General features: G+C 64.3%; 23 protein-coding genes. 14 read left to right on the top strand and 9 right to left on the bottom strand.

Going from position 1 to position 23,609, the window contains the following annotated elements; all coding sequences use genetic code 11:
- Positions 1-26: 26 nt before the first annotated feature.
- The 6 genes from EN869_RS04385 (at position 27) to EN869_RS04360 (ending at position 6,481) form a co-directional block, all read left to right on the top strand.
- Positions 27-890, top strand: coding sequence for an ABC transporter permease (locus EN869_RS04385; protein WP_127225104.1), 864 nt, complete (start codon positions 27-29; stop codon positions 888-890).
- Complete coding sequence (locus tag EN869_RS04380) at positions 890-1,702, top strand: ABC transporter permease (RefSeq protein WP_127225103.1); 813 nt, start codon at positions 890-892, stop codon at positions 1,700-1,702. The genes EN869_RS04385 and EN869_RS04380 overlap by 1 nt, the downstream gene beginning before the upstream one ends.
- 11 nt (positions 1,703-1,713) lie before the next feature.
- The gene (locus EN869_RS04375; protein WP_127225102.1) at positions 1,714-2,475 is read left to right on the top strand and encodes a glucose 1-dehydrogenase; all 762 of its coding nucleotides are present in this window, start codon (positions 1,714-1,716) and stop codon (positions 2,473-2,475) included.
- A 382-nt stretch (positions 2,476-2,857) separates the two neighbouring features.
- Complete coding sequence (locus EN869_RS04370; RefSeq protein ID WP_127225101.1) at positions 2,858-4,228, top strand: glutamine synthetase family protein; 1,371 nt, start codon at positions 2,858-2,860, stop codon at positions 4,226-4,228.
- Between the two features lie 2 nt (positions 4,229-4,230).
- Positions 4,231-5,529 (top strand): FAD-binding oxidoreductase, encoded by a 1,299-nt coding sequence (locus EN869_RS04365; protein WP_127225100.1) that lies wholly within the window; start codon positions 4,231-4,233, stop codon positions 5,527-5,529.
- Positions 5,530-5,695: 166 nt separating this feature from the next.
- Entirely contained in the window at positions 5,696-6,481 is a 786-nt protein-coding gene (locus EN869_RS04360) for a DeoR/GlpR family DNA-binding transcription regulator (protein WP_245489360.1), read from the top strand.
- Between the two features lie 8 nt (positions 6,482-6,489).
- Here the strand turns inward: EN869_RS04360 and EN869_RS04355 are convergent, their stop codons facing one another.
- From EN869_RS04355 to EN869_RS04330, 6 genes are all read right to left on the bottom strand, one after another.
- Complete coding sequence (locus EN869_RS04355; RefSeq protein WP_127225099.1) at positions 6,490-6,996, bottom strand: L-2-amino-thiazoline-4-carboxylic acid hydrolase; 507 nt, start codon at positions 6,994-6,996, stop codon at positions 6,490-6,492.
- Positions 6,997-7,060: 64 nt separating this feature from the next.
- The gene (locus tag EN869_RS04350) at positions 7,061-7,837 is read right to left on the bottom strand and encodes an ATP-binding cassette domain-containing protein (protein ID WP_127225098.1); all 777 of its coding nucleotides are present in this window, start codon (positions 7,835-7,837) and stop codon (positions 7,061-7,063) included.
- A complete protein-coding gene (locus EN869_RS04345) occupies positions 7,834-8,679 on the bottom strand; it encodes an ABC transporter ATP-binding protein (protein ID WP_167506943.1) in 846 nt (281 codons plus the stop codon). The genes EN869_RS04350 and EN869_RS04345 overlap by 4 nt, the downstream gene beginning before the upstream one ends.
- Positions 8,676-9,506, bottom strand: a complete 831-nt coding sequence (locus EN869_RS04340; RefSeq protein ID WP_127225097.1) for an ABC transporter permease — start codon at positions 9,504-9,506, stop codon at positions 8,676-8,678. Before EN869_RS04340 ends, EN869_RS04345 begins: the two co-directional genes overlap by 4 nt.
- Positions 9,503-10,489: an ABC transporter permease gene (locus EN869_RS04335; protein WP_127225096.1), complete on the bottom strand. Its 987-nt coding sequence runs from the start codon at positions 10,487-10,489 to the stop codon at positions 9,503-9,505. Before EN869_RS04335 ends, EN869_RS04340 begins: the two co-directional genes overlap by 4 nt.
- Before the next feature lie 261 nt (positions 10,490-10,750).
- A complete protein-coding gene (locus tag EN869_RS04330; RefSeq protein WP_127225095.1) occupies positions 10,751-12,361 on the bottom strand; it encodes an ABC transporter substrate-binding protein in 1,611 nt (536 codons plus the stop codon).
- 333 nt (positions 12,362-12,694) lie between these two features.
- On the opposite strand from EN869_RS04330, the gene EN869_RS04325 reads away from it, so the two are divergent.
- A complete protein-coding gene (locus tag EN869_RS04325; protein ID WP_127225094.1) occupies positions 12,695-13,888 on the top strand; it encodes a Xaa-Pro peptidase family protein in 1,194 nt (397 codons plus the stop codon).
- A gap of 130 nt (positions 13,889-14,018) precedes the next feature.
- Here EN869_RS04325 and EN869_RS04320 read toward each other — a convergent pair whose 3' ends face one another.
- Genes EN869_RS04320 through EN869_RS04310 form a run of 3 tightly spaced genes read right to left on the bottom strand, consistent with a single transcriptional unit; the run spans position 14,019 to position 16,513 of the window.
- Positions 14,019-14,435 carry a cupin domain-containing protein gene (locus EN869_RS04320; RefSeq protein ID WP_127225093.1) on the bottom strand — a complete coding sequence of 139 codons (417 nt, stop codon included), beginning with the start codon at positions 14,433-14,435 and terminating at the stop codon, positions 14,019-14,021.
- 3 nt (positions 14,436-14,438) lie between these two features.
- Positions 14,439-15,305: a phosphoenolpyruvate hydrolase family protein gene (locus EN869_RS04315; RefSeq protein ID WP_127225092.1), complete on the bottom strand. Its 867-nt coding sequence runs from the start codon at positions 15,303-15,305 to the stop codon at positions 14,439-14,441.
- Positions 15,306-15,316: 11 nt separating this feature from the next.
- Positions 15,317-16,513: a Tm-1-like ATP-binding domain-containing protein gene (locus EN869_RS04310; protein WP_127225091.1), complete on the bottom strand. Its 1,197-nt coding sequence runs from the start codon at positions 16,511-16,513 to the stop codon at positions 15,317-15,319.
- 156 nt (positions 16,514-16,669) lie between these two features.
- Between EN869_RS04310 and EN869_RS04305 the strand changes: the two genes are divergently transcribed.
- The 7 genes from EN869_RS04305 to EN869_RS04275 all read left to right on the top strand — a co-directional run bounded on the left by EN869_RS04305 (position 16,670) and on the right by EN869_RS04275 (position 23,387).
- The gene (locus EN869_RS04305) at positions 16,670-17,323 is read left to right on the top strand and encodes a TetR/AcrR family transcriptional regulator (RefSeq protein WP_127225090.1); all 654 of its coding nucleotides are present in this window, start codon (positions 16,670-16,672) and stop codon (positions 17,321-17,323) included.
- A gap of 396 nt (positions 17,324-17,719) precedes the next feature.
- A complete protein-coding gene (locus EN869_RS04300; protein WP_127225089.1) occupies positions 17,720-19,036 on the top strand; it encodes an extracellular solute-binding protein in 1,317 nt (438 codons plus the stop codon).
- 66 nt (positions 19,037-19,102) lie between these two features.
- Positions 19,103-20,008, top strand: coding sequence for a sugar ABC transporter permease (locus EN869_RS04295; RefSeq protein ID WP_127225088.1), 906 nt, complete (start codon positions 19,103-19,105; stop codon positions 20,006-20,008).
- A gap of 1 nt (position 20,009) precedes the next feature.
- Complete coding sequence (locus tag EN869_RS04290; protein ID WP_127225087.1) at positions 20,010-20,966, top strand: carbohydrate ABC transporter permease; 957 nt, start codon at positions 20,010-20,012, stop codon at positions 20,964-20,966.
- Positions 20,963-21,184 carry a hypothetical protein gene (locus tag EN869_RS04285; RefSeq protein ID WP_127225086.1) on the top strand — a complete coding sequence of 74 codons (222 nt, stop codon included), beginning with the start codon at positions 20,963-20,965 and terminating at the stop codon, positions 21,182-21,184. Before EN869_RS04290 ends, EN869_RS04285 begins: the two co-directional genes overlap by 4 nt.
- Positions 21,181-22,284: an ABC transporter ATP-binding protein gene (locus EN869_RS04280; protein ID WP_127225085.1), complete on the top strand. Its 1,104-nt coding sequence runs from the start codon at positions 21,181-21,183 to the stop codon at positions 22,282-22,284. Before EN869_RS04285 ends, EN869_RS04280 begins: the two co-directional genes overlap by 4 nt.
- Positions 22,284-23,387 carry an ABC transporter ATP-binding protein gene (locus tag EN869_RS04275; protein WP_127225084.1) on the top strand — a complete coding sequence of 368 codons (1,104 nt, stop codon included), beginning with the start codon at positions 22,284-22,286 and terminating at the stop codon, positions 23,385-23,387. The genes EN869_RS04280 and EN869_RS04275 overlap by 1 nt, the downstream gene beginning before the upstream one ends.
- Positions 23,388-23,609: the final 222 nt, after the last annotated feature.

Here is a 23,609-nt window from a genome sequence, read left to right as displayed (position 1 = left end):
CCGCCGGCTCCCAACCGGCTTTCCCGATGCGCGGCAGTCTCCTTCGCAAAAACCTCATGACGGCGCTGCTGCTGGCTCCGGCGACGCTGTGGCTGGTCGTGTTCCTGGTGCTGCCCTTCATCGCCATCGCCATTTTCAGCGTCGGCGAGCGGGCGCCGGAGGGCGGCTATCAGGCCGCGCTGACTTTCGCGCAATACGCCAACCTGCCGGCCCGTGCGACCGCCTTCTGGAACACGATGGTGCTGGCGCCGATCGGCGCGCTCGCCTGCCTACTCGTCGCCTATCCGGTCGCCTACTACCTGGCGCTGCGCGCGCCGCAGCGTTGGCGGCTGATCCTGCTCGCGCTGATAGTCATTCCGTTCTGGACCAGCCTTCTGATGCGCACCTATGCCTGGATGTACATCCTCGGCGGGCGCGGCATCCCGGCCCTGCTCGTCTATGTCGGCATCGAGGATCTGAGGCTGATCAACACGCCGGGCGCGGTGCTGCTCGGCATTGTCTACGGCTACCTGCCGCTGATGATCCTGCCGATCTATGTCAGCCTGGAACGGCTCGACCGGCGCCTGCTGGAAGCCTCCGCCGATCTCGGCGCGACGCCCGTGTCCACCTTCCTCGGCGTGACGCTCAGGCTGTCGCTGCCAGGCGTCATGACCGGCTTCTCGCTGGTGATGATACTTTTGCTCGGCGAATACCTGATCCCGACGCTGCTCGGCGGCGGCAAGGTGTTCTTCATCGGCAACGCGCTGGTCGACCTTTTCCTGCAATCGCGCAACTGGCCGTTCGGATCGGCCATCGCCATCACGCTGGTTCTGGTGTCGGTGGTGGTGCTGATCGTCGCCAACCGCATCTCGACCCGGCTTTCGGGTGCGCGCCGGGTGGACCTGATCTGATGCGCGCCTTCGTCGTTGCCGTCTTTGCCTTCCTCTACCTGCCGATCGCGCTGGTCGTGCTGTTCTCGTTCAATGCCGGCCACCATGCCAGCGAGTTCACCGGCTTCTCGGTGCAATGGTATGGCAAGGCGCTGTCCAATCCGTTCCTGGTCGAGGCGCTGAAGAACAGCCTGTTCATCGCCACGACGAGCGCGCTGCTCGCGGCTTTCTGCGGCACGGCCGCGGCGCTCGGGCTGCAGCGTGTCGGCGCGCGCACACGGGCGCTCTTCGACGCGCTTCTGGGCGCCGCGATTGTGGTGCCGGGCGTCGTCATCGGCATCTCGACGCTGGTGGCGCTGGTGCAGCTCTTCGCCGTCGTCAATCCGTTTCTCGCCTCGCTGTGGCCGACCGACCAGCCGCCGAAGCTTTCGCTGGGCTACGGCTCGATCATCGCCGCACACGGCCTGTTTTCCATGGCGCTGGTGACGATGATCGTCGGCACGCGGCTCGCGAGCCTCGATCGCAACCTGGTCGAGGCTTCGAGCGATCTCTACGCCACGCCGCTGACGACTTTCCGCTCGATCGTGCTGCCGCAGATCATGCCGGCGGTGATCGCCGGCTTCCTGCTCGCCTTCACCTTCTCCTTCGACGATTTCATCATCGCCTTCTTCGTCGCCGGCGCGCAGACGACGCTGCCGATCTATGTGTTCGCCTCGATCCGGCGCGGCGTGACGCCGGAGATCAATGCCGTCGCGACGATCGTGCTCTGCGCCTCGGTCCTGCTCGTGCTGCTCGCGCAATGGCAGCTTGGCCGGCGAAAGCCATCGCCTTGAAAGACCCAAACATGATCTTGAAAGACCGTATCGCCGTTGTCACGGGCGCCGGATCGGGCATCGGCCGCGCCGGCGCCATGATCATGGCCAGGGAAGGCGCGGTCGTGGTCATCGCCGACCGCGATCCGGCGGCCGGTGAGGCGACCGCCTCCGACATTCGTGAGGCCGGCGGCCGCGCCGAGGCGATCGCCACCGATGTCAGCGACGATACGGCCGTGGAAGGCCTGATCGGGGGAACGCTCGGCAGACATGGCCGGATTGACATCCTGCACAGCCATGCCGGCATCCAGGTCGGCGGCACGCTGACGGAAGTCGGCACCGACGGCATGGACGCCTCATGGCGGATCAACGTGCGGGCGCAGTTCCTGGCGGCGAAGACCGTCATGCCGGCGATGATCGCCCAAGGCGGCGGGGTCATCCTCAACACGGCGTCGAATTCCGGCGTCTTCTACGATCGCGAGATGATCGCTTATGCCACCTCCAAGCACGCCGTGGTGGCGATGACCCGGCAGATGTCGCTCGACTATGCAAAGCACAATGTGCGGATCAACGCGCTTTGCCCGGGCTGGGTCGACACGCCGTTCAACGAACCCTTCATCGCGCAGATGGGCGGGCGCGATGCGATCGAGAATTATGTCCGCACCAAGATCCCGATGGGGCGCTGGGCAAGCGCGGAGGAGATCGCGGAGGCCATCCTGTTCCTGGTCTCAGACCGCTCGTCCTTCATGACGGGACAGGCGCTGGTGGTGGATGGCGGTGAAAGCATCGGCTGATCTGGTCCAGCGAAGCGGACTTGCGTCGGCGCCTATCATCGGTCAAATCATAGTCTCACTTTGACAGGATCAGTCATGCAAGCCGCAAAACAGCAATACCGCGCCAGGCTTTTTGTTGCCTGCGGTATTTCTTTTGCGCGTGCGGGGCATCACTGATCATGCGCTGCTGCCGCCACGAGAACCTGCAGCGCGCGGAGGAGACCAAGGTGGGCTCGCATGTTGTTCGCGACGGCTGGACCGAAGGGGTGCACGGCGTTCCGCATCCGGCCTTGCGGCCGGCCATCAGGCGGGCGTCCGTCCTCGGATAACGCAGCTTAGATAACGCCCCACCCGGAACGGACATGCCCGCCGAAGCGATTTCTCCTTCGTACGGACATGACCAATGCCTGACAATCTGAACACCCTATTCCCCGGCGCGGACACGCAAAGCTGGCTGGAGACGCACGCGATCAAGGAAGTCGAATGCTTCGTGCCCGACGTCAACGGCGTGCTACGCGGCAAGACCTTGCCGAGGGCGAAATTCCTCAAGTCGCTCGACGACCGCGCGCTCTATCTGCCGAGCAGCGCCTTCCTGGTCGCAATCGACGGCCGCTATTCCGGCTCCATCGACGAGGGTTTTGCCTATTCCGACCCGGACATGCGCATGGTGCCGGACGTTTCCAGCCTTTGCCTTGCGCCCGGCAGCACCGGCAGAGCCTATGTTGTCGCCGACACGTTCCACATGGATGACCGGCCGTGGATGGCTTCGCCGCGGCATGTGCTGAAAGCCGTGCTCGACCTTTATGCGCAGCGCGGCTGGCGCGCGGTGATGGCGCCGGAGCTCGAATTCTATCTCACGGCCCCCAACCCCGACCCGGACCGGCCACTGACCGCGCCGGTGGGTCGCAACGGCCGGCCGGAAAGCGTGCAGCATCCTTACGACATGCAGGCGCTGGAGGAATTTGAACCGGTCATCCAGCGCATCTATGCGCATGCGGCGGCAGCAGGCCTGCCGCTCGAGACGCTGATCCATGAATCCGGCACGGCGCAGCTCGAAATCAACTTCCTGCATGGCGATCCGCTGGCGCTCGCCGACAAGGTGCTGCTGTTCAAGCGCCTGGCGCGGCAGGCGGCGCAAGCGAACGGCATGCACGCCACCTTCATGGCCAAGCCGATCGCCGCGCAGGCCGGCAGCTCGATGCATCTGCACATGTCTATCGTCGACCGGAAGGGCGAGCCCTTGTTTGCAGGCGAGGACGGCGAGGACAGCGCGATGTTCACGCATTTCATCGGCGGCCTGCAGAAATACGTCCCCGAAATCATGCCGCTGTTTGCGCCCAACGTGAATTCGTACCGGCGCATCCGGCCGAACCACAGCGCGCCGGCCAACATCGAATGGTCGCACGACAACCGTTCCTGCGGCCTGCGCGTGCCGATGGGCGGACGCGCCGCGCGGCGCATCGAGAACCGGTTGCCGGGGGCGGACGCCAATCCCTATCTCGCCATGGCCGGCTCGTTGATCGCCGGCTATCTCGGCATCGAGGAGAAACTCGCGCGCTCGGCCGAAGCCACCGGCAATGCCTATAAGAGCAAGAGCACGCTGCCGAAAACCATGGAGGAGGCGCTCGACCGCTTTGCCGTTTGCGAGCCCGTGAAGGCGCTGCTTGGCGAGGATTTCTTCCAGACTTATCTGCGCGTGAAGAGCGTCGAGCTAGACTTGTTCCAGAGCGTCGTGACGTCCTGGGAACGCGACCATCTGCTGCTCAAGGTGTGACCATGGCTTCGCGTTCAACAGGTTTCAATTCCGGTCTCGATATCGGCAAGTCCTACTATGTGGCCACGGCCGCTCCTGCGCCGGACCATCCCGCACTTGCCGGCGATGTCGAGGCAGATCTGGTGGTGGTGGGCGGCGGCTGTACAGGCCTGTCGGCGGCGCTGCATGCAGCCGAGCGCGGTCTTAAAGTGGTGCTGCTCGAAGGTGGCAAGATCGGCTGGGGCGCCTCCGGACGCAACGGCGGCCAGATGATCCCGGGCCTGCGCAAAGGCGCCAGGGGCCTGGTCAAAAGCTTCGGACCGGAACGGGCGAAGGCTCTCTTCGACCTGGCCTTCGAGGCGCGCGGGCTGGTGCTCGACATTATCGAGCGCCACGGCATCGAATGCGACTTGCGCCTGACCGGCCATCTGGTCGGCGCCGTCAACAACTCCGACATGCGCGACTTCGAGGACGAAGCCGAATGCCTGGCCAAGGTGATGAAGTTCAGCGATGTCGAGATCCTCTCGGCGGCTGAGGCCCGGCAGAAGGTGGACACGCCCTATCAGGGCGCGGTGTTCGAGCCGCTCGGCGGTCACATGCATCCGCTGAACTATACGCTGGGGCTGGCGCGCGCGGCAGCCGGCGCAGGCGTCGTCATCCATGAGAATTCGGTCGCCGTCCGGCTGGAGCGCGAGCCTTCCATTCGGGTATTCACCGACAAGGGCTCGGTCCGCGCCAGGCATGTGGTGCTGGCCGGCGATGCGCTGCTCAAGGGTCTCGAGCCGCGCGTCAACAGCCGCATCATGCCGGTCGGCAATTATATCGTCGCCACCGAGCCGTTGGGCGAGCGCAATGTCATCCCGGCGAATGTCGCCGTCTCGGATACGTTGTTCGTCGTCAACTACTACCGCATGTCGGCGGACGGCCGCCTGTTGTTCGGCGGTGGCGAGCGCTACACGCCGTCGCCGCCGGCCGACATTGCCGGCTTCGTGCGGCCGCATATGGAAAAAACCTTTCCGCAACTCAAGGGCTGCCGCATCGACCACGCCTGGGGCGGGCTGGTGTCGGTGACGACGTCGCGCCTGCCGCATGTCGGGCACTATGGCGAGGTCTATTTCGCGCATGGCTATTCCGGCAAGGGCGTCATCCTGTCGACGCTGTCGGGCAAGCTCTTGGCGGAAGCGATCACAGGCGACGCCTCGCGGCTCGACCTGTTCTCGACGCTGACGCCGCTGCCGTTCCCGGGCGGCACGGCACTGCGCGGCCCGCTCTATGTGCTCGGCATGCTGTGGTATGCGATGCGCGACCGGCTGCGGCACTAGGGGTCTGCTGATATTCAGGTGAGGCTGGCCTGCAAATGGCGATCTCCTGCGCTTCCGGTTCTCACCTGAATCCCAACAGACCCCGGGCTGGCTTTCCTGCCCCCGGCGTGGCTAATGTTTGGCGGCGCCGGGGCCGAGTCTTCGGTGTTGCAGCTAGGGAAGGGCGATGAACATCGAGCCGGGCCGACTGACGAAGAAGGAGCGACATGAGCTGATCCTGTCGGAGGTGCGGCGCTCGGCATCGATCCGCATCTCGAAGCTGGCGCGCCGCATCGGCGTCGCCGGCGAGACCATCCGCCGCGATCTGATCGAGCTCGGCGAGGCGGGGCTCATCAACCGCACCTATGGCGGCGCCACCATTTCGCTGGTGACGTCGGAACCGGTGATTGCCGAACGCGGCCTCACCATGGTCGAGGAGCGGGCCCGCGTCGGGCGTGGCGCGGCCGGGCTGATCGAGAAAGGCTCGATCGTGATGATCGATGGCGGGTCGACCACCTATGAGGTGGCGCGCAGCCTCTCGCAGCACGGCCGGGATCTGACGATCATTACCAACTCCATCGGCGTCGCCTCGGTGGCCGGCGCCAATCCCGGCTTCCGCGTCATCCTTTGTCCCGGCACCTATGACAGCCGCGAGGCGGCAGTGCTCGGCGAGGACACGGTGGAGTTCGTACGCCGCTACAATGCCGACGTCGCCATCATCGGCGCCTCGGCGCTGAACGCCGAAGGGCCGAGCGACATGATCTCGGGCGCGGCGGCGGTGAAGCGGGCAATGATGAGGCGGTCATTGTCGACGATGCTGGTCGTTACCAACGACAAATTCGGCCGCAGCGGCCTGGAGCGCGTCTGCGCGCTAAGCGAGATTTCCGATGTCGTCACAGACAGCGCGCCGGCAGCCGAACTGCGCGCCGCGATCGACGAGGCAGGCGGCGAGCTGCACGTCTTTGCCGAATAGGTAACCGACTAAGCGTCGCGATTGGTCAGCGCGATGTGGCAGCAGCCGGGGCCATGACCCGGCGTCCAGGTGGTGTTGGCGAAACGCACGCCGGTGGCCTCGAACAGGCCGCGGTCGAAGGCGCCGGCGATGCGGCAGAGCGTGGCGAGTTTCTCCTCGCCGACACCGGCCTCGACCCAGGCGTCCTTCAGCGGGCAGCGCTTCACCTTGAAGGCGATCTGGTCCGGCCCGCGATCGACGTCGGTCGGATACATGCGGCCGCCGTCCGGGCTGACGGAGAGGAACGCTTCGCCGATCGCCGGCGCGTCGTTGGGGCCGAAATCGGCAAAAGCAGCCGCGGCGACTTCCTGGCCGCGTTTTTCGATCGTGCGCACCATCACTGCTTCGGCCTTTTCGGCGCCGAGCTCGGCGGTCAGCTCGTCGAGGAACAGGCGGTACAGATCGGCGCGGTTGCGGAAAGCGGAGTCGAGCTCGCGCGACAGTTTCTCGGCTCTGGCTGCTTCGGGATCGGTCATGATGCTTCCTGATTTTGTTGTTTGACCATGATGTTGTCCGCAAATCGGTTGCCACTTTGCGGGATCATGGCCGGTTCCTGTTCAATCTCGGTGCCGCGTCGACAAGGGCCTTGCCGATCGCCGACTGCGGATTGGCGATGACGGCGCGGGCATCGCCGCTCTCGGCGATCCGGCCGGCATCGAGGATGACGACGCGATGGGCGACGGCGCTAATGACGCCGAGGTCATGCGAAATGAACAGATAGGCGATGCGTTCCTGCCTTTGCAGGTCGAGCAGCAATTCCAGGATCTGCCCGCGCACCGAGACATCGAGCGCCGAAACCGCTTCGTCGAGCACGATCAGCGACGGTTTTGTTGCGATGGCGCGGGCGATCGCCACGCGCTGGCGCTGGCCGCCGGAAATCTCGTGGATGGCGCGGGTAGCGAGACTCGCATCAAGGCCGACGCGTTCCAGCAATGCCGCGATCCGACGCGGGCGCTCCGCACGGGAAGCGATGTTATGGATGCGCAAGGGATCGTCCAGCACGCGCGCCACGGTCGCGCGCGGATTGAAGGCGGCGAGCGGATCCTGGAACACCATCTGCAGGCGGGCGCGGCGGGCGCGTAGCGCGGCGCCCGACAGCGCGAGGAAGTCACCGCCTTCGAAGTCGATGCGGCCAGCATCGGGCTCGATCAGCCGCAGCACCAGCCTTGCGATCGTGGATTTGCCGCTGCCGGAGGGGCCGGCGAGCGCCAGCGTCTCCGCCGGGTTGATTTCGAAGGATAGGTCATCGACCGCCGCGAACGGCTTGCTGCCGCGATGGTAGCGCTTGGCGAGATTGGAGACGGCAAGCAGGCTCATGCCGAAGCACCTTGCCCGTTTGGCAAAGGCTTCGCGTCGAGGCCGAGATGAGCGTCGAGCAGGGAGCGCGTATAGGCATGGCGCGGCGCCTCGAGGATCTGATCGGTCTGGCCAAGCTCGACCAGCTCGCCGTGGCGCAGCACCGCGATGCGATCGGCAAGCGAAGCTGCGAGCGCGATGTCGTGGCTGATGAAGAGCAGCGTCATGCCATCCTCGGCCACCAACCGGCGGATCAGCGAAACGATCTCGGCCTGAACGATGGTGTCGAGCGCGCTGGTCGCTTCGTCGGCGATCAGGAGTTTTGGTGCGGCCGCGATGGCTGCCGCGATGGCGACGCGCTGCTTCTGTCCACCGGAGAGCTGGTGCGGGTAGGCATGCAGGATGGTGTCGGGGTTGGGGAGGCGGACGCGTTCGAGGAGTGTTTTGGCTTTGGCGTAGGCGGCTTTCCAGCCGAGCCCGAGATGAGTGCGGGCGACCTCGGCAATCTGCTTGCCGACCGGCATCACCGGGTCGAGGCTGGAGGAGGGGTCCTGAAAGACGAAGCCGATGTCGCGGCCGAGGCGGGGGTGGCTTGTGGCAAGCGCGGACGGTTGGCGATCCTTCGCCTTGGCACCAGCGCCTGCCGGCAGGAACCAATCCATGCGCCCGCCAATCTCGGCACCCCCCGCCAACAACCCCGCGATCGCCAGCGCCAGCGTGCTCTTGCCCGAACCGCTTTCGCCGATGATCGCCAGGCGCTCTCCTGCGAAAACCTCCAGGCTGACACTTTTCAGCGCCGGCACCGCCACGCCGTCGCGCCGATAGGTAACCTTGAGATCGCGGATCGAAAGCAGCGCCGTCACGACAGGCTCCTGCGTACGGCAGTGCTCTCCACCACGCCTTCCCCGGCGAGATAGACGCCGAGCACCGTCAGCACGAGCGACACCCCAGGAATGATCGACAGGAACGGGGCTGTGCGTAGCACCGTTCGTCCTTCGGCGATCATGCCGCCCCAGGTGACGCGGTTGGGGTCGCCGAGGCCGAGGAAGGACAGTGCTGCTTCGGTCAGGATCGCCGCCGCGACGATCACCGATGACAGTGCCAGCACTGGTGGCAGGGCGTTAGGCAGCACCTCACGAAAGGCGATCTCCAGCGGATGCATGCCGATCACCCGGGCGCCGGCGACATAGTCGCGTTCGCGGATCGAGAGGACTTCCGCGCGCGCCACCCGCGCGGGTCCGGTCCAGGCGCCGAGCGCGATCGCGGCGACGACGACCCCCAGCGAGGGACCGACAATGCTGACGAAAGCGAGCGCGAGAAGAAAACTCGGCACGGTCTGGAAGGCGTCAGTGATGCGCATCAGCACTTCGTCGACCAAGCCCCCTGCGAAGCCGGCTAAAGTGCCGATGACCGCGCCTATAAGGAGGGCGGCGGCCGCGGCCGCCAGCCCGACCGCCAGCGAGGTGCGGGCGCCGTGGAAAAGTTCGGCCAGCACGTCGCGGCCGAGCCGGTCGGTACCGAGCGGCAGCGACCAGTCATGGAATGGCGGCAGCAGCGCTGGGCCGGCGATGGCCTGCGGGTCGCCCGAGAAGAGCAGCGGCGCGGCCAGTGCCATTGCGATAAGCAAGGCGAGGATAAGCGCGCCGGCGATCGCTTCAGGTGTGCGGAAGAAACGATGCAAGCGGTTCATGCGCTCGCCTCACTTGCGCCGACGCGCGGATCGAGAAAGGCGTAGGCGAGGTCGACCGCAAGATTGATGACGATGACGAGGACGGCGCTGACCAGGATGATGCCAAGCAGCAGCGGCGTGTCTCGTCCGGCGACGGCTTCCTGCGCCAGCCGGCCGAGTCCGGGCACGGCAAAGACGCTTTCGATGACGACGCTGCCGCCCAGCATCTGCGCCGATTGCAGACCGAGCATGGTAACCAGAGGCAGAAGCGCGTTGCGGGCGACATGGGCGAGCACGATGCGGCGGCGCGGCAGGCCCCTGGTGCGGGCGGCAAGCACGAAATCCTGCCGCCAGGCTTCAGTCATGCCGGCGCGCATCATGCGCAGATAGAGCGCGAGATAGATGAAGCCGAGCGCCGAGACCGGCAATACGAGATGGGTGGCGATATCGGTGGCCTGTGCCAGTCCGGTTTTGCCGGAGGCGATGGTCTCGATGCCGCCGATCGGCACCCAGCGCAAATCGACGGCAAAGACGACGATCAGCACAAGGCCGAGCCAGAAGCCGGGCACGGCATAGAGCGCCAGCGAGCCGATCGACAGGAAGCGGTCGCGGAAGCTGCCGGGCCTTGCGCCGGCATAGATGCCGAGCGCCGAGCCGAGGCCGAAGGAAAGCGCGGTGGCGCTGCCCATCAGGATCAGCGTGGTCGGCAGGCGTTCGAGGATGACATCGCGGATCGGCCGCGAGAAGGTGACCGACTGGCCGAGGTCGAGATGCAGCAGCGCCCAGAGGTAATTGGCGAGGCGGGTCAGTTCGGATTGGTCGAGGCCCCAGCGGTGGCGCAGCAACTCGATCATGCCGGCATCGCCGCCGGTCGAGACGATGTAGGCATCGACCGCATCGCCGGGGGCAGCTTCGAGCAGGAGGAAGCTTCCGATGACGACGATGAGCAGCACGAAGACGCTGCCGACGAGACGACGGCACAGGAGGCGGAGGGCGCGGGTCATGGCGAAAGGACGCTGCTCGCAATCCTCGGAGGTCGCGCTCTACGGCGCCCCCCTCTGTCCTGCCGGACATCTCTCCCACAAAGGGGGAGATCAGCTGTCATTGCTCCTTTCGCTAATCTCCAACGTGGTAGAGAGGTGCGGGGCGCGGAAGCTGCCAATCTCCCCCCTTGTGAGGGAGATGTCCGGCAGGACAGAGGGGGGCGCGAAGGAACTCTCATTCTCGAAGCTGAACACCCCGGCCGCCGATCCGCAAGTGCGCCATCAACCCGCCAAATAAGTGTCCGCCCAGTTCGACACCGCCCAGCGCGGGTTGTTGGCGATGTTGCCGACGGTATCGCGAGCGACGCTGATAAAACTCCATTCGGCGACGTTGATCAGCGGCAGGTCGGCGGCGACCTTTTTCTGGAACTCCTTGTAGAGCTCGGTTCTAGCCGACGTGTCGAGCGTCTCGGATGCCTTGGCGATCAGCGCGTCGAGGTCGGCGTTCTTGTAGCCGCCCTGGTTGGAGAAGGGCACGCCGTCGGGAATGCCGCTCTGCACCAGGATGGTGGTCGAGATCGCCGGGTCGCCGCGGAACACCGGCGGGCCGACGGCGAGGTCGAAGGCATGGTCGGTGTAGACTGCCTTGATGTGCGCCGCCGAGTCGTTGTTGACGATTTCGGCGTCGATGCCGATCGCCGCCAGCGCCTGGCGCAGATAATCGCCGAACTGCTTTGTCTCGTTGAAATAGGGCGCCGGCAAAAGCTTCAGCGCGAAGCGCTTGCCGTCGTCCGCCCGCTTGTAGCCGGCTTCATCGAGAAGCGCATTGGCCTTGGCGACGTCGAAGGCGTAGGTCGGCACGTCGGCGGTGTAGAATTGCGGATCGTTCTTCGGCACCGGACCGGTCGCGGTGGCGGCGTAGCCGAGGAAGACCGTCTTGACGACGAAGTCCTTGTCGATGGCATGGGCGATCGCCTGCCGCACTTTCAGATCGGCCAGTTCCTTGCGGCGGTGGTTGATCTCGACGACGAGCTGGTAGGTCAGCCCCTCATAGCCCTTGGTGACGACCTTCAGGCCGGGCACCTTGGAGATGCGGTCGAGGTCGGCGAGCGGCACGGCGGAGAAAGCGGCGAGCTGGATCTCTTCGGCTTCGAGTGCCGCTGCGGCCGACGTGCGGTCCGGCAGCACCTGGTAGACGATCTCGTCGAGATAGGGCTTATCCTTCCCCCAATAGGCGTCGTTCCGGGCCAGCCGGTAATATTGCCCGGCCTTGTATTCCGCGAATTTGAACGGGCCGGTGCCGACCGGCGCGTTGTTGGCCGGGTTGTCCTCGATCTTGCCCACCTCATAAAGGTGTTTCGGCACGACGCTCGACAGCGCCGGCAGCGCATTGCGGATCAGCTGGAACGGCGTCGGCTTGGCGAATTTGAAGATTGCGGTCAGTTCGTCCGGCGTGTCGACGGCAGCAAGGTCCTTGAACACGGTTCGGCCGAGATTCTGCAGCGGCTTCCAGATCTGCAGCGCCGAGAAGGCGACATCGGCGGAGGTGAAGGGCTTGCCGTCATGCCATTTGACGCCGTCGCGCAATTTGAAGGTCACCGACAATCCATCCGGCGCACCTTCCCAGGAAAGCGCCAGGCGCGGCTCGAGCCCGTCCTTGCCGTCGAAGGAGGCTTCGGCCAAGGTCTCGACGATCTTGCTCGAAATGAAGAACACGCCATTGGAGGCGACGATCGCAGGGTTGAGGTTGCGCGGCTCGGAATCGGCGGCGACGGTCAGCCGGCCGCCCTTCTTCGGCGTCTGCGCAAAGCCAATGGTCGGCAGCGCGGTCGAGGCCAGAAGCAGCGCCGAGCCAGCCAGCAGGCCGCGGCGTGAAATCGTGAATTCGGACATTGCTCAAACTCCCCTCTTCGCGCCGTGGCAGGCGCGGCAATGCGGTGATTATGGCTCTTGGCAAACGTTTCGCCAGAGACGGATTTGGCGCATCATGGCTTGGCTTTGAAATTTCCGTCCGCTGGACCAGCTAGCCGAAAGAAGCTCCTGTGTTCCTATCTGGCAGGACCAGATTGGCGAAGATGGATCAAGATCGAAATGAGGAAACGCCTTTGGCGCGAAAGTGATCATTTCTGGCTGGACCAGAGCAGCAAAGGTGATGCAGATTTGGCCAACAACCATAAATCGTGACGTTCGGACGCTCCTGCGGCCGAGGAAAATAGGGAGAGGCAGATGAACATCGCTCCGGGCAAGACCGAGGTCAGCAGCGTTCCGTTCGACCAGGCGCGGGTGGACCGGCTGATGGAAGAGGCCGGCATCGACGTGCTCTTCGCCACCTCCAAGCACAACACGCAATATCTGCTGGGCGGCTACAAGTTCATCTTTTTTGCCGCCATGGATGCTATCGGCCACAGCCGCTATCTGCCCATCGTTCTCTATGAGAAAGGCGGGCCGGAACATGCCGCCTATATCGGCAACAAGATGGAAGGCGGCGAGCATCAGAACCGTCCGTTCTGGACGCCGACCTTGCATGCCGCCTGCTGGGGCACGCTCGACGCCGCCAATCTCGCGGTCGAGCATCTACGCAAGATCGGCAAGGAAGCTGCCCGTATCGGCATCGAACCCGGTTTCCTGCCGTCGGACGCCTATACGCTGATCCGCAAGGCGCTGCCGGACGCCAAGCTGATCGATGCGACCGGTATGCTTGAGAGCATGCGCGCCATCAAGACCGAGGCGGAGCTGGAACAGCTGCGCATCGCTTCCGAGCTGATTACCGACTCCATGCTGGCGACCATTCAATGGGCGGGCGAGGGCACGACCAAGACCGACATCATCGAACAGCTCAGGCGCGAGGAGACCAATCGCGGCGCGCATTTCGAATATTGCCTGCTGACGCTGGGCTCCAGCCACAACCGCGCCGCCTCGAGCCAGGCCTGGAAGAAGGGCGAGGTGCTGTCGATCGATTCCGGCGGCAATTATCACGGCTATATCGGCGACCTTTGCCGAATGGGCGTGCTCGGCGAGCCCGATGCCGAGCTGGAGGATCTTTTGGCCGAAGTTGAAGCGGTGCAGCAGGCGGCCTTTTCCAAGGTCAAGGCCGGCACGCTGGGCGGCGACATGATCGCGCATGCGGAGGGCGTGCTGAAGGCCTCCAAGGTCGCGACCTATACGGATTTCTTTGCCCACGGCATGGGGCTGATCACGCATGAGGCGCCGTTCCTGATGACCAACCATCCGGTCGCCTATGAGGGCACCTATGCGGCAAAGCCGCTGGAGAAAAACATGGTGCTTTCGGTCGAGACAACCATGCTTCACCCGACGCGCGGCTTCATCAAGCTGGAGGATACCGTCGCGGTGACGGATAGCGGCTACGTGATGTTCGGCGATCGCGGGCGCGGCTGGAACAGGGGTGGGACGGCAGCTTAGCCTCGACGGCGCTCCCCCTCACGCGGATTGCCAGCCGAATCGCGAATGGCAATTCGGGGCAATCCGACCTCTCCCCTCGGGGAGAAGGTGGCCGCGAAGCGGCCGGATGAGGGGGCTGCGACGCTGAAGATTATTTGCCCAGCGGCAGCAGCCTGAAATCCGGCAGCTCCCGCAGCGCCAGCTCGGGCCCCGCGGGCGAATAGACGACGAAAAGCTGCATCGGCTGGTCGCCGGTGTTGAGCGTCGAATGAAAGCGGCTTTCCGGCACGTAGATGGTGCAGCCGGGGCCGACCTTCGCCACCACCGGATTGCCCTTCTCGTCCTCGACCATCTGCTCGCCATTGCCGGAGATGACGAAGATGATCTCCTCGGCGCCCGGATGGTTGTGGCGGGTATGGCCCTGGCCGGGCGGCAGGTCGACGACGCCACCGGAAAAGCGTTCGGCGCCGTTCACTTCCGGCGCGACAGTAAGCGACAATTTTCCCCAGTCGAAGCCGAAGGCGCTGACATCCTTCGGGTAGACGAAAACCTTCCTCTTGTCGGCCATCTCTCATCCCTTCTTTTTCTTCGGCGTTGTCTTCTGGTCGTGAAGCGCGACCGCCTTGAAATCCGCCGTCTGCCTGGCGATTGCCGCTTCGGCCGGCAGCCGTTCCATCGAGCTTGCGCCGTAGAAGCCGTGCAGGCCCTTGCAGCGGTCGAGGATGTAGCGGGCATCGTCCGGCATCGAGATCGGCCCGCCATGGCAGAGCAGGATGACATCCTTGCGCACCGACCTGGCGGCATTGGCGATGGCGCCGATCTCGATGACGCAGTCGTCGAGCGACTTGGCCGAGGTGGCGCCGATCGAGCCGCCCGTGGTCACGCCCATATGGGCGACGACGATGTCGGCGCCGGCCTTGGTCATGGCGCGCGCTTCCTCCGGATTGAAGACGTAGGGCGTCGTCAGAAGATCGAGCTTGTGCGCCTCTGCGATCATGTCGACCTCGAGCCCAAAACCCATACCGGTCTCCTCGAAGCTTCGGCGCATTGTGCCGTCGAACAGGCCGACGGTGGGGAAGTTCTGCACGCCGGAAAAGCCCATCGTCTTCAGCTCGGCCAGAAGCAGCGGCATGATGACGAAGGGGTCGGTGCCGTTGACGCCGGCCAGCACCGGCGTCTTCCTCACCACCGGCAGCACCTCATAGGCCATTTCCTTGACGATTTCGTTGGCGTTGCCGTAGGCGAGCAGGCCGGCGGCCGAGCCGCGTCCGGCCATGCGGTAGCGACCGGAATTGTAGATGATGATCAGGTCAATGCCGCCGGCTTCCTCGGCCTTGGCCGACAGGCCGGTGCCGGCGCCGCCGCCGACGATCGGCACGCCGTCGGCGATCATCTTGCGGAATTTTTCCAGGATCTTTTTGCGCGGAATGGCGGCCATGCCTTTTTGTCTCACTTGCTGGCGATGTCGAGGAAAGCCTCGGCGGCGGCCGTGGCGAAGGCGGGATCGTTGATGTGCAGCGGCAGCCGCGCCACGGTGCGATTGCTGGTTGGTTTGATCGTGCGCTCGATGGCTTCGAACAGCGCTTGGTCGGCCTCAGCGTCGAAGAAGGCGCCGCCTTCGATGTCAAGCGCCGAGACGCCTTTTTCCGGGATCAGGAAGCGGACCGGGCCGTCGCATCGGGCGAGGCGGCCGCCGATCCATTCGCCGATCCGGCGGCATTCGTCGGCCGTGGTGCGCATCAGCGTGACATTGGGATTGTGCTCGTAGAACAACCGTCCGCGGTAGCGCTCCGGGATTGTGAGAGGCGCCCAGAAGTTCACCATGTCGAGCGCGCCCACCGAGCCGACGTAAGGCAGTTTTGTACGTGCGATGGCGCCGAACCGATCTTCCGTCGCCGGCAGCACGCCGCCGAACAGAAGATCGCAGACCTCGGTCGTGGTGATGTCGAGGACGCCGGCAAGCAGGCCTGAATCGGCGAGCTTCTCCATCGAGCGGCCGCCGGTGCCGGTGGCATGGAAGACCATGCAGTCATAGTCGGCGCGCAATCGCTCGACGATCGCCGTCACGCATGGCGTGGTGACGCCGAACATGGTCAGCCCAAGCGCCGGCTTGCCGGCTGCTGCCGAGGTCGGCTTTGCCGCCATGCCGGCGATCGCCTGGGCGGCATTGTGCAGTACCGCGCGGGAGAGCCTGTTCAGTCCCGCCATGTCGGTTACAGACGGCATCATGATGATGTCGGAGACGTCGACGTAAGGCGCGGTGTCGCCGGAGGCCAGCGTCGAGACCATGAGCTTCGGCAGGCCGAGCGGCAGCGCGCGCATGCCGGCGGTGACGATCGAGGTGCCGCCGCCGCCGCCGATGCCGATCACGCCGGCGATATCCTCGCGCGACTGGATGAAATTGGTGAAGGCGGCGCCCATACCGGCAACGGCGGCGCCGCGGTCATCGATGCCCAGAACCGCGCCGGCTCCCTTGGCATGATGCGCGGCGACCTCGCTGGCCGGGATATCCACCGGGACGGTCGCGCCGCGCGTACCGATATCGACGCGGACGACCGCGCCGCCGGCAGCAGTGACGGCATCGGCCAGAAAGGCGAGTTCCTCACCTTTGGTGTCGGCGGTGCCGACCACATAGATGCGCTTCATGCGCGTTTCCCCGTCGTCGGGCATGGTCGGCTTTACCGCCGCCTGCCTTTTTTGCCCCACCGTAAAACTCCTCGGCAAAAGCCTCTTCGCTGGTGGGACCCCAATCGCCCGGCGTTGCGCCATTGCAAATTTTTGAGACCCGCGTATCGTATTGATATGGATGTCTCACGTCAACAATCCGCCGCCAGCGATGAGGCCGCCCAGGCGCCGGCCGCCGAGAAGGGGCCGCGCGCCCGCACCAGACGACTGATGTTGGAAACCGCGACAAGGCTGATGCAGTCCGGCATGACGCCCTCGGTCAGCGAGGTTGCGGAGGCGGCGGGGGTGTCGCGCGCGACCGCCTACCGCTATTTCCCGAGCCAAGCGGCGCTGGTGCAGGCCGTGGTCGATGAAGGGCTCGGCCCGATCCTCACCTGGAAGTCCACGTCCAACGATGCCGAACGGCGCGTGGCGGATCTGTTTGCCACCGCGATGCCGCGCATCGAGGCCTTCGAGGCGACGTTCAAGGCGGCGCTGAAGCTGTCGCTGGATCAATGGGCGCGTCGGCAGGCGGGCACGCTCGGATCGGAGCCCGCCTTCACGCGCGGCCATCGCGTCGACCTGCTGAAGGATGCGATCGCGCCGCTCAAGGGCCGCTTGAAGCCGCGCCAGTTCAGGCGCCTGGCGCAGGCGCTGTCGCTGGTGTTCGGCGTCGAGGTGGTCACGGTGCTGAAGGATATTTGGGGGTTGGACAGCGCCGAGATGATGTCGGTGGCGCAATGGGCGGCGGGGGCGCTGGTTCAAGCCGCGATGGCGGAATCGGGGGGCTGAATCGGTGGGAACGCCGGCATCGCCAAATACGGCAACCGCTTAAATCTGGTTCGACCAGATTGCGGAGACAATTTTGGATGTTAAATGTGGTGAGCCGCCCATAACAAGGGTCGCGTGTATCATAGAGTAGGGAAAACGAAGAAAAACAGGCAGATATCGTAACGTTTGGCTTGTCTGACTGTTGCCGGCGCCTCAAGAAAGCGCTTGACGCCATGCTCGAATTGGTAATACCAGATCGGGACCGATAGAGCGGATCGAAAGTGAAGGCTGCGATCTATTTCCGGCAGGGGCGAGGAGGCCTGGAACCGGAGAGGCGCCATCACAGGAGGAACTACCAGGGCCGGCTTCCTTGCCGGCTCGCATCACACGGTGGAATGCGCACAAGGGAGGAAAACTATGCGCAAGATAGTGACCAGCGTGATTGCTGGTATCGGGCTGGCGCTTGCCTGCGGGACATCTGTCCGCGCGCAGGACAAGGAACTCACCATCTTCTGGGCGGAATGGGATCCGGCGAACTATCTGCAGGAACTCGTCAATGACTACACGGCCGAGACGGGCGTGAAGGTCACAGTGCAGACGACGCCATGGCCCGATTTCCAGACCAAGGCGTTTACCGAATTCAACGCGCACGGCGACGCCTACGACATGGTGGTCGGCGACTCGCAATGGCTGGGCGCCGGTTCGACGCAAGGCCACTATGTCGACCTGACCGACTTCTTCAATCAGCACAAGCTGGGCGACGTGATGGCGCCCGCGACCATCAAATATTATGCCGAATATCCCGGCGGTTCCGGCAAGTACTGGGCGATCCCGCTGGAAGGCGACGCGATCGGCTGGTCCTACCGCAAGGACTGGTTCGAGGACCCGAAGGAGAAGGAAGCGTTCAAGGCGAAGTACGGCTACGATCTGGCCGTGCCGACGACCTATGCGCAGCTGCGCGACATAGCCGAGTTCTTCCACCGTCCGGACCAGAAGCGTTACGGTGTCGCCATCTACACCGACAATTCCTATGACGCGATGGCGATGGGCGTCGAAAGCGCCATCTTCAGCTATGGCGGCGATCTCGGCGACTACGCCACCTACAAGGTCGACGGCATTACCAATTCGAAGCAGGCCGCCGCCGGCCTCGACATGTACAAGGAACTCTACAAGTTCACGCCTCCCGGCTGGGGCAAGACCTTCTTCGTGGAAGACAACCAGGCGATCACCGGCGGCCTCGCCGCGATGAGCATGAACTTCTTCGCCTTCTTCCCGCCGCTGGTGAACAAGGCCACCAACCCTTACGCCGACGTGACTGGCTTCTTCGCCAATCCGGCCGGTCCGGACGGCAAGCGCTTTGCCGCTCTCGGCGGCCAGGGAATCTCGGTCGTCTCGTATTCGAAGAATAAGGACGAGGCGATGAAGTTCCTGGAGTGGTTCATCAAGGACGAGACCCAGAAGAAATGGGCCGAACTCGGCGGCTACACCTGCAGCCAGGCCGTGCTGAAGTCGGACGCCTTCCAGAAAGCGACGCCCTACAACAAGGCGTTCTACGACACGATGTTCATGGTCAAGGACTTCTGGGCAACGCCTGAATACGCCGAAGTGCTCGATCAGCTGAACCAGAACATCTATCCGTTCGTGGTCGGCGGCAAGGGCACGGCCCAGGAGGCGCTCGACAAGACCGCCGCCGACTGGAAGGCGACCTTCACCAAGTACAATCGCTACAAGTAAGCATCACGGTCAGAATGCCGGAGGAGGGTTTCCCCTCCGGCATTCCTGTTTTCAGGGAGACATTCGTTGGCTTCGGTAGCCCTCACCAATCTTGATCCGGCCTCCAGGGCCGCCGCGCGCGGCTGGTCGGATCTGACCATCCGCAACCTGTTTATCATCCCGACGCTGGTCTTTCTGATCGTCTTCAACATTTTTCCGCTGATCTATTCGCTCGGCTATTCCTTCACCAATTTCGCCGCCAACCGCGCGGAGCCCTGGCAGTTCGTCGGCTTGCAGAATTATCGCGAGCTGCTGAGCGACGACCACATCTGGTCGAACTTCGTCATCACGGCGAAATACGTCATCGTTTCCGTGGCCGGGCAGATGATCGTCGGCTTCGGCCTTGCGCTGCTGCTCAACCGCAGCTTTCCGATGAAGGGCCTGATCACCACGCTTCTGCTCCTGCCGATGATGATGTCGGCGGCAGTCGTTGGCCTGTTCTGGCAGCTGCTCTACAGCCCGTCATGGGGCCCGATCAACTACGTCCTCGGCCTTGGCGACTTCGCCTGGCTCTCCAATCCCGACAGCGCGCTCTACGCGGTCGCGATCACCGACATCTGGATGTGGTCGCCCTTCGTTATGCTGTTGTCGCTCGCCGGCCTGTCGGCGGTGCCGCAGCATCTCTACGAGGCCGCCGCGATCGACCGCGCCGGATGGTGGTACACCTTCACCCGCATCACCTTGCCGCTGGTCTCGCCGATCCTTCTGATCGCGCTGATCTTCCGTACCATGGAAGCCTTCAAGACCTTCGACATCGCCTACACGATGACGACGCAGCCGACCGCCGAGTTGATCGCGATCCGGCTCTACAAGCAGGCCTTCCAGCAGTGGGACACGGGCAAGTCCTGCGCGCTTGCCTACATCGTGCTGATCATGGTGCTGGCCATCACCAACCTCTACGTGAAGTATCTCAACAAGGTGAAGGAGCGCTGACATGGCCGCCGTCCGCACTTCTTCCGAGGTCGCCTTCAACCGCATCGCCATTGCCGCGGTGCTGATCGCGACGCTGATCTTCCTGGCGCCGATCTACTGGATCGCCTCCACCGCCTTCAAGCCGAAGGAGCTCGCCGTCAGCGTGCCGCCCACCGTGCTGTTCGAACCGGAGGTGACGCCGTTCGTGCGGCTCTTCACCAAGCGCGTGCAGATGCAGAAGACCGTCGATCCGCAAGCCTATGAGGCCGCGCCCTGGTGGGAAAAGCGCATCTATGACGGCGGCGAGCGGGTGCTGAAAGTCGGCAAGGACGTGCAGCTTTCGCAATATCCCGACCGGTTCATGAACAGCCTGATCGTGGCCGTGATCAGCACGGTGCTTGCGGTCGGCATGGGAACCTTCACCGCCTATGGCTTCTCGCGCTTCAAGATTGCCGGCGAGGCGGATCTTTTGTTCTTCATCCTGTCGACGCGCATGCTGCCGCCGGTGGTGGTCGCCATCCCGATGTTCCTGATGTACCGGATGGTCGGCCTCAACGACTCGCATATCGGGCTGATCATCCTCTACGTCGCCTTCAACCTGTCCTTCTCGGTCTGGCTGATGAAAGGCTTCATGGACGAGATCCCGAAGGAATATGAGGAGGCGGCGCTCGTCGACGGCTATACGCGCATGCAGGCCTTCTTCAAGATCGTGCTGCCGGAAGCGGCGACCGGCATCGCCGCCACCGCCGTGTTCTGCTTCATCACCGCCTGGAACGAATACGCCTTCGCGCTGATCATGACCAACCGGCGCGCGCAGACGGCGCCGCCCTTCATCCCGTCGCAGATCGGCTCCGGCCTGCCGGACTGGACCACGATCGCGGCGGGCACTTTCCTGTTCCTGCTGCCGGTGGCGATCTTCACTTTCCTGCTGCGCAATCATCTGCTTCGCGGCGTGACGTTCGGAGCGATCCGCAAATGAATTTTCGCGCCATCAACGAGAAGTACCTGTTGCCGGCCTCGCAAATCCTCATGGTGCTGGGCATCGTCGCGCTTTGTCAGCCATGGAGCCTCAACCTGCATTCCTACGGCGTGACGATCATCCTGGCCGGGCTGATCGGCTTCAACATCACGTCGAAGATCGCGCCGGAGCGCGCAGAAGAAACCGGCGCCGCGGCGCATGAGGGAGCCCGGCAGTGACGCAGATCGAACTTCGCGGCATCGAGAAATTCTTCGGCGCCGTCCAGGTCATTCACAATTTGAACCTCGCCATCGCCGACAACGAGTTCATCGTGCTGCTCGGACAGTCTGGCTGCGGCAAGACCACGACGCTGCGCGCGATAGCCGGGCTGGAGACGATCGACAAGGGCGACGTCCTGATCGATGGCAAGGCGGTGCAGCACCTTAAGGCCGCCGATCGCGACATCGCCATGGTGTTCCAATCCTTCTCGCTCTACCCGCATATGACGGTGTTCGAGAACGTTGCCTTTCCGCTGCGCGCCACGCGCATGAGCAGCGGCGAGGTCGACAAGTCCGTGCGCGAGGTCGCAAGGGTCCTGCGCATCACAGACCTGCTCGACAAGAGGCCGTCGGCGCTTTCGGGCGGCGATATGCAGCGGGTGGCGATCGGCCGCGCGCTGGTGCGGCGGCCGAAGGCTATGCTGATGGACGAGCCGATCGGCGCGCTGGACGCCAAGCTGCGCGAGGAAATGCGCGCCGAGATCAAGCGCCTGCACGTCAAGCAGGGGTCGACGACGATCTATGTCACCCACGACCAGATCGAGGCGATGAGCCTCGCCGACCGCATCGTCATCATGCATGAAGGGTTCATCCAGCAGGTCGGCACGCCGGACGAGGTCTATTCGCATCCGGCTAATTTGTTCGTGGCGCAATTCGTCGGCAGCCCGGTGATGAACATCGCCGAGGCCAGCGTCGCGGATCAGGCCGGCGCCGCCTCGGTCAGGGTCGGCGACGCGCCGGCGGGCTTCGAGTTCCCGGGCCAGCTTTTGCCCAAGCTCAACGGGCATTCCAACGGTGGCTTGACGCTCGGCATTCGCCCGGAGGGCGTGCTCGTCCGGCACGATGCTGCGCCCGGCTACATTCCGGTCGAGGCGAACATCATCGAGCCGCTCGGATCCTTCGACATCGTCGACCTCAAGGTCGGCTCCACGATGCTGCGCGCGCGCACCAAGGCCGGCTATGTTTCTGGTCCCGGCGAGAAGGTCCATGTCCGCATCGATCCCGAGCAGGCGCATTTCTTCGACACGGCAAGCGGCAAGTCACTCGGAGTAAGGCTGTAATGGCCCATATCGAACTCAAGAATATCACCAAGAAGTTCGGCAGCCACACCGCGCTGACCGGCCTCAATCTCGACATTGCCGACGGCGAGTTCTTCGTGCTGCTCGGCGAAACCGGCGCCGGCAAGACGACGGCTTTGCGATTGATCGCAGGGCTCGAAAAGCCGACCGAGGGGCAGGTCTTCATCGACGGCGTCGATGTCGCCGGCTGGGGCGCGGCGGAGCGCGACGTCGCGCTGGTGCTGCAGCAATATTCGCTCTATCCGCGCTATACGGTGCGCGAGAACCTCGAATTCCCGCTGAAGCCGAAGATCCGCCGGCTGCCGGACGCCGAGATCAAGGATCGTGTCGCGCGCGCTGCCCGCACGCTCAGGATCGAACATCTGCTCGACCGCAAGACCGACCGGCTTTCCGGCGGCGAGATGCAGCGCGTTTCGATCGGCCGCGCCATCGTGCGCAAGCCGCGCGTGTTCCTGATGGACGAGCCGCTATCGGCGCTCGACGCCAAGCTGCGCGAGGCGCTGCGCACGGAGCTGAAGAACCTGCAGATGCAGCTCGGCACCACGTTCCTGTTCGTCACCCATGACCAGATCGAGGCGATGTCGATGGGCGACAAGGTCGGCGTGCTCAACCATGGCCGCATCGTCCAGACCGGCACGCCGCAGGAAATCTACAACAATCCGCGCGACACCTATGTCGCGAGCTTCGTCGGCTCGCCGCCGATGAACCTCATCGACGGCAGACTGGTCGAAAACCGCGCGGTGATGGCGCCGATGAATTTCGAACTGCCGCTCACAATTGGGACCGCGACTTTCGGGGGGACCAGGACGAGCGGTGCGACCGACGGTCGCCCGCTCGTCTTCGGCATCCGTCCGGAGGACGTCTATCTGGAAAGCGGCGCGCCGGTCGAGGCGCAGGTCCACGATGTCGAGAACCACGGCGTCGAGAAGATCGTCACGCTCAGGGTCGGCGACACGATGCTGCGGGCCACCGTGCCGGCGCGAACCGCCGTCGCCATCGAGCAGCCGGTGCGCTTCGCCTGGAACCCCGACAAGGTGGTTATGTTCGACAAGGGTAGCGGGGTCAGCCTGCGGCACGCCGGATAGTGCAGCGTCCGGCCTTTCCGGCTGTTTGCGTCGGCCTACGGAGCTGGTGGCTTTCCTGATGGGACCGAAGCAGGCCGCCGAGTAGCCCGTCGCCCTCTCAAACATTGGCCCGGCGGCTCTCAGGAACGCCGCGCCGATGTCTTGCAATGGCCTGCCGATTCGACCGGCTACCGATAGAGCAATTCCAGGAAGAGTGCGTAGCGGTTTGCGTCCGAAATTGCG

Source organism: Mesorhizobium sp. M2D.F.Ca.ET.226.01.1.1 (assembly GCF_004022705.2).
GTDB lineage: Bacteria > Pseudomonadota > Alphaproteobacteria > Rhizobiales > Rhizobiaceae > Mesorhizobium.
Note: the sequence above shows the minus strand (reverse complement) of the source record. Positions and strands in the feature narration are given on the sequence as shown.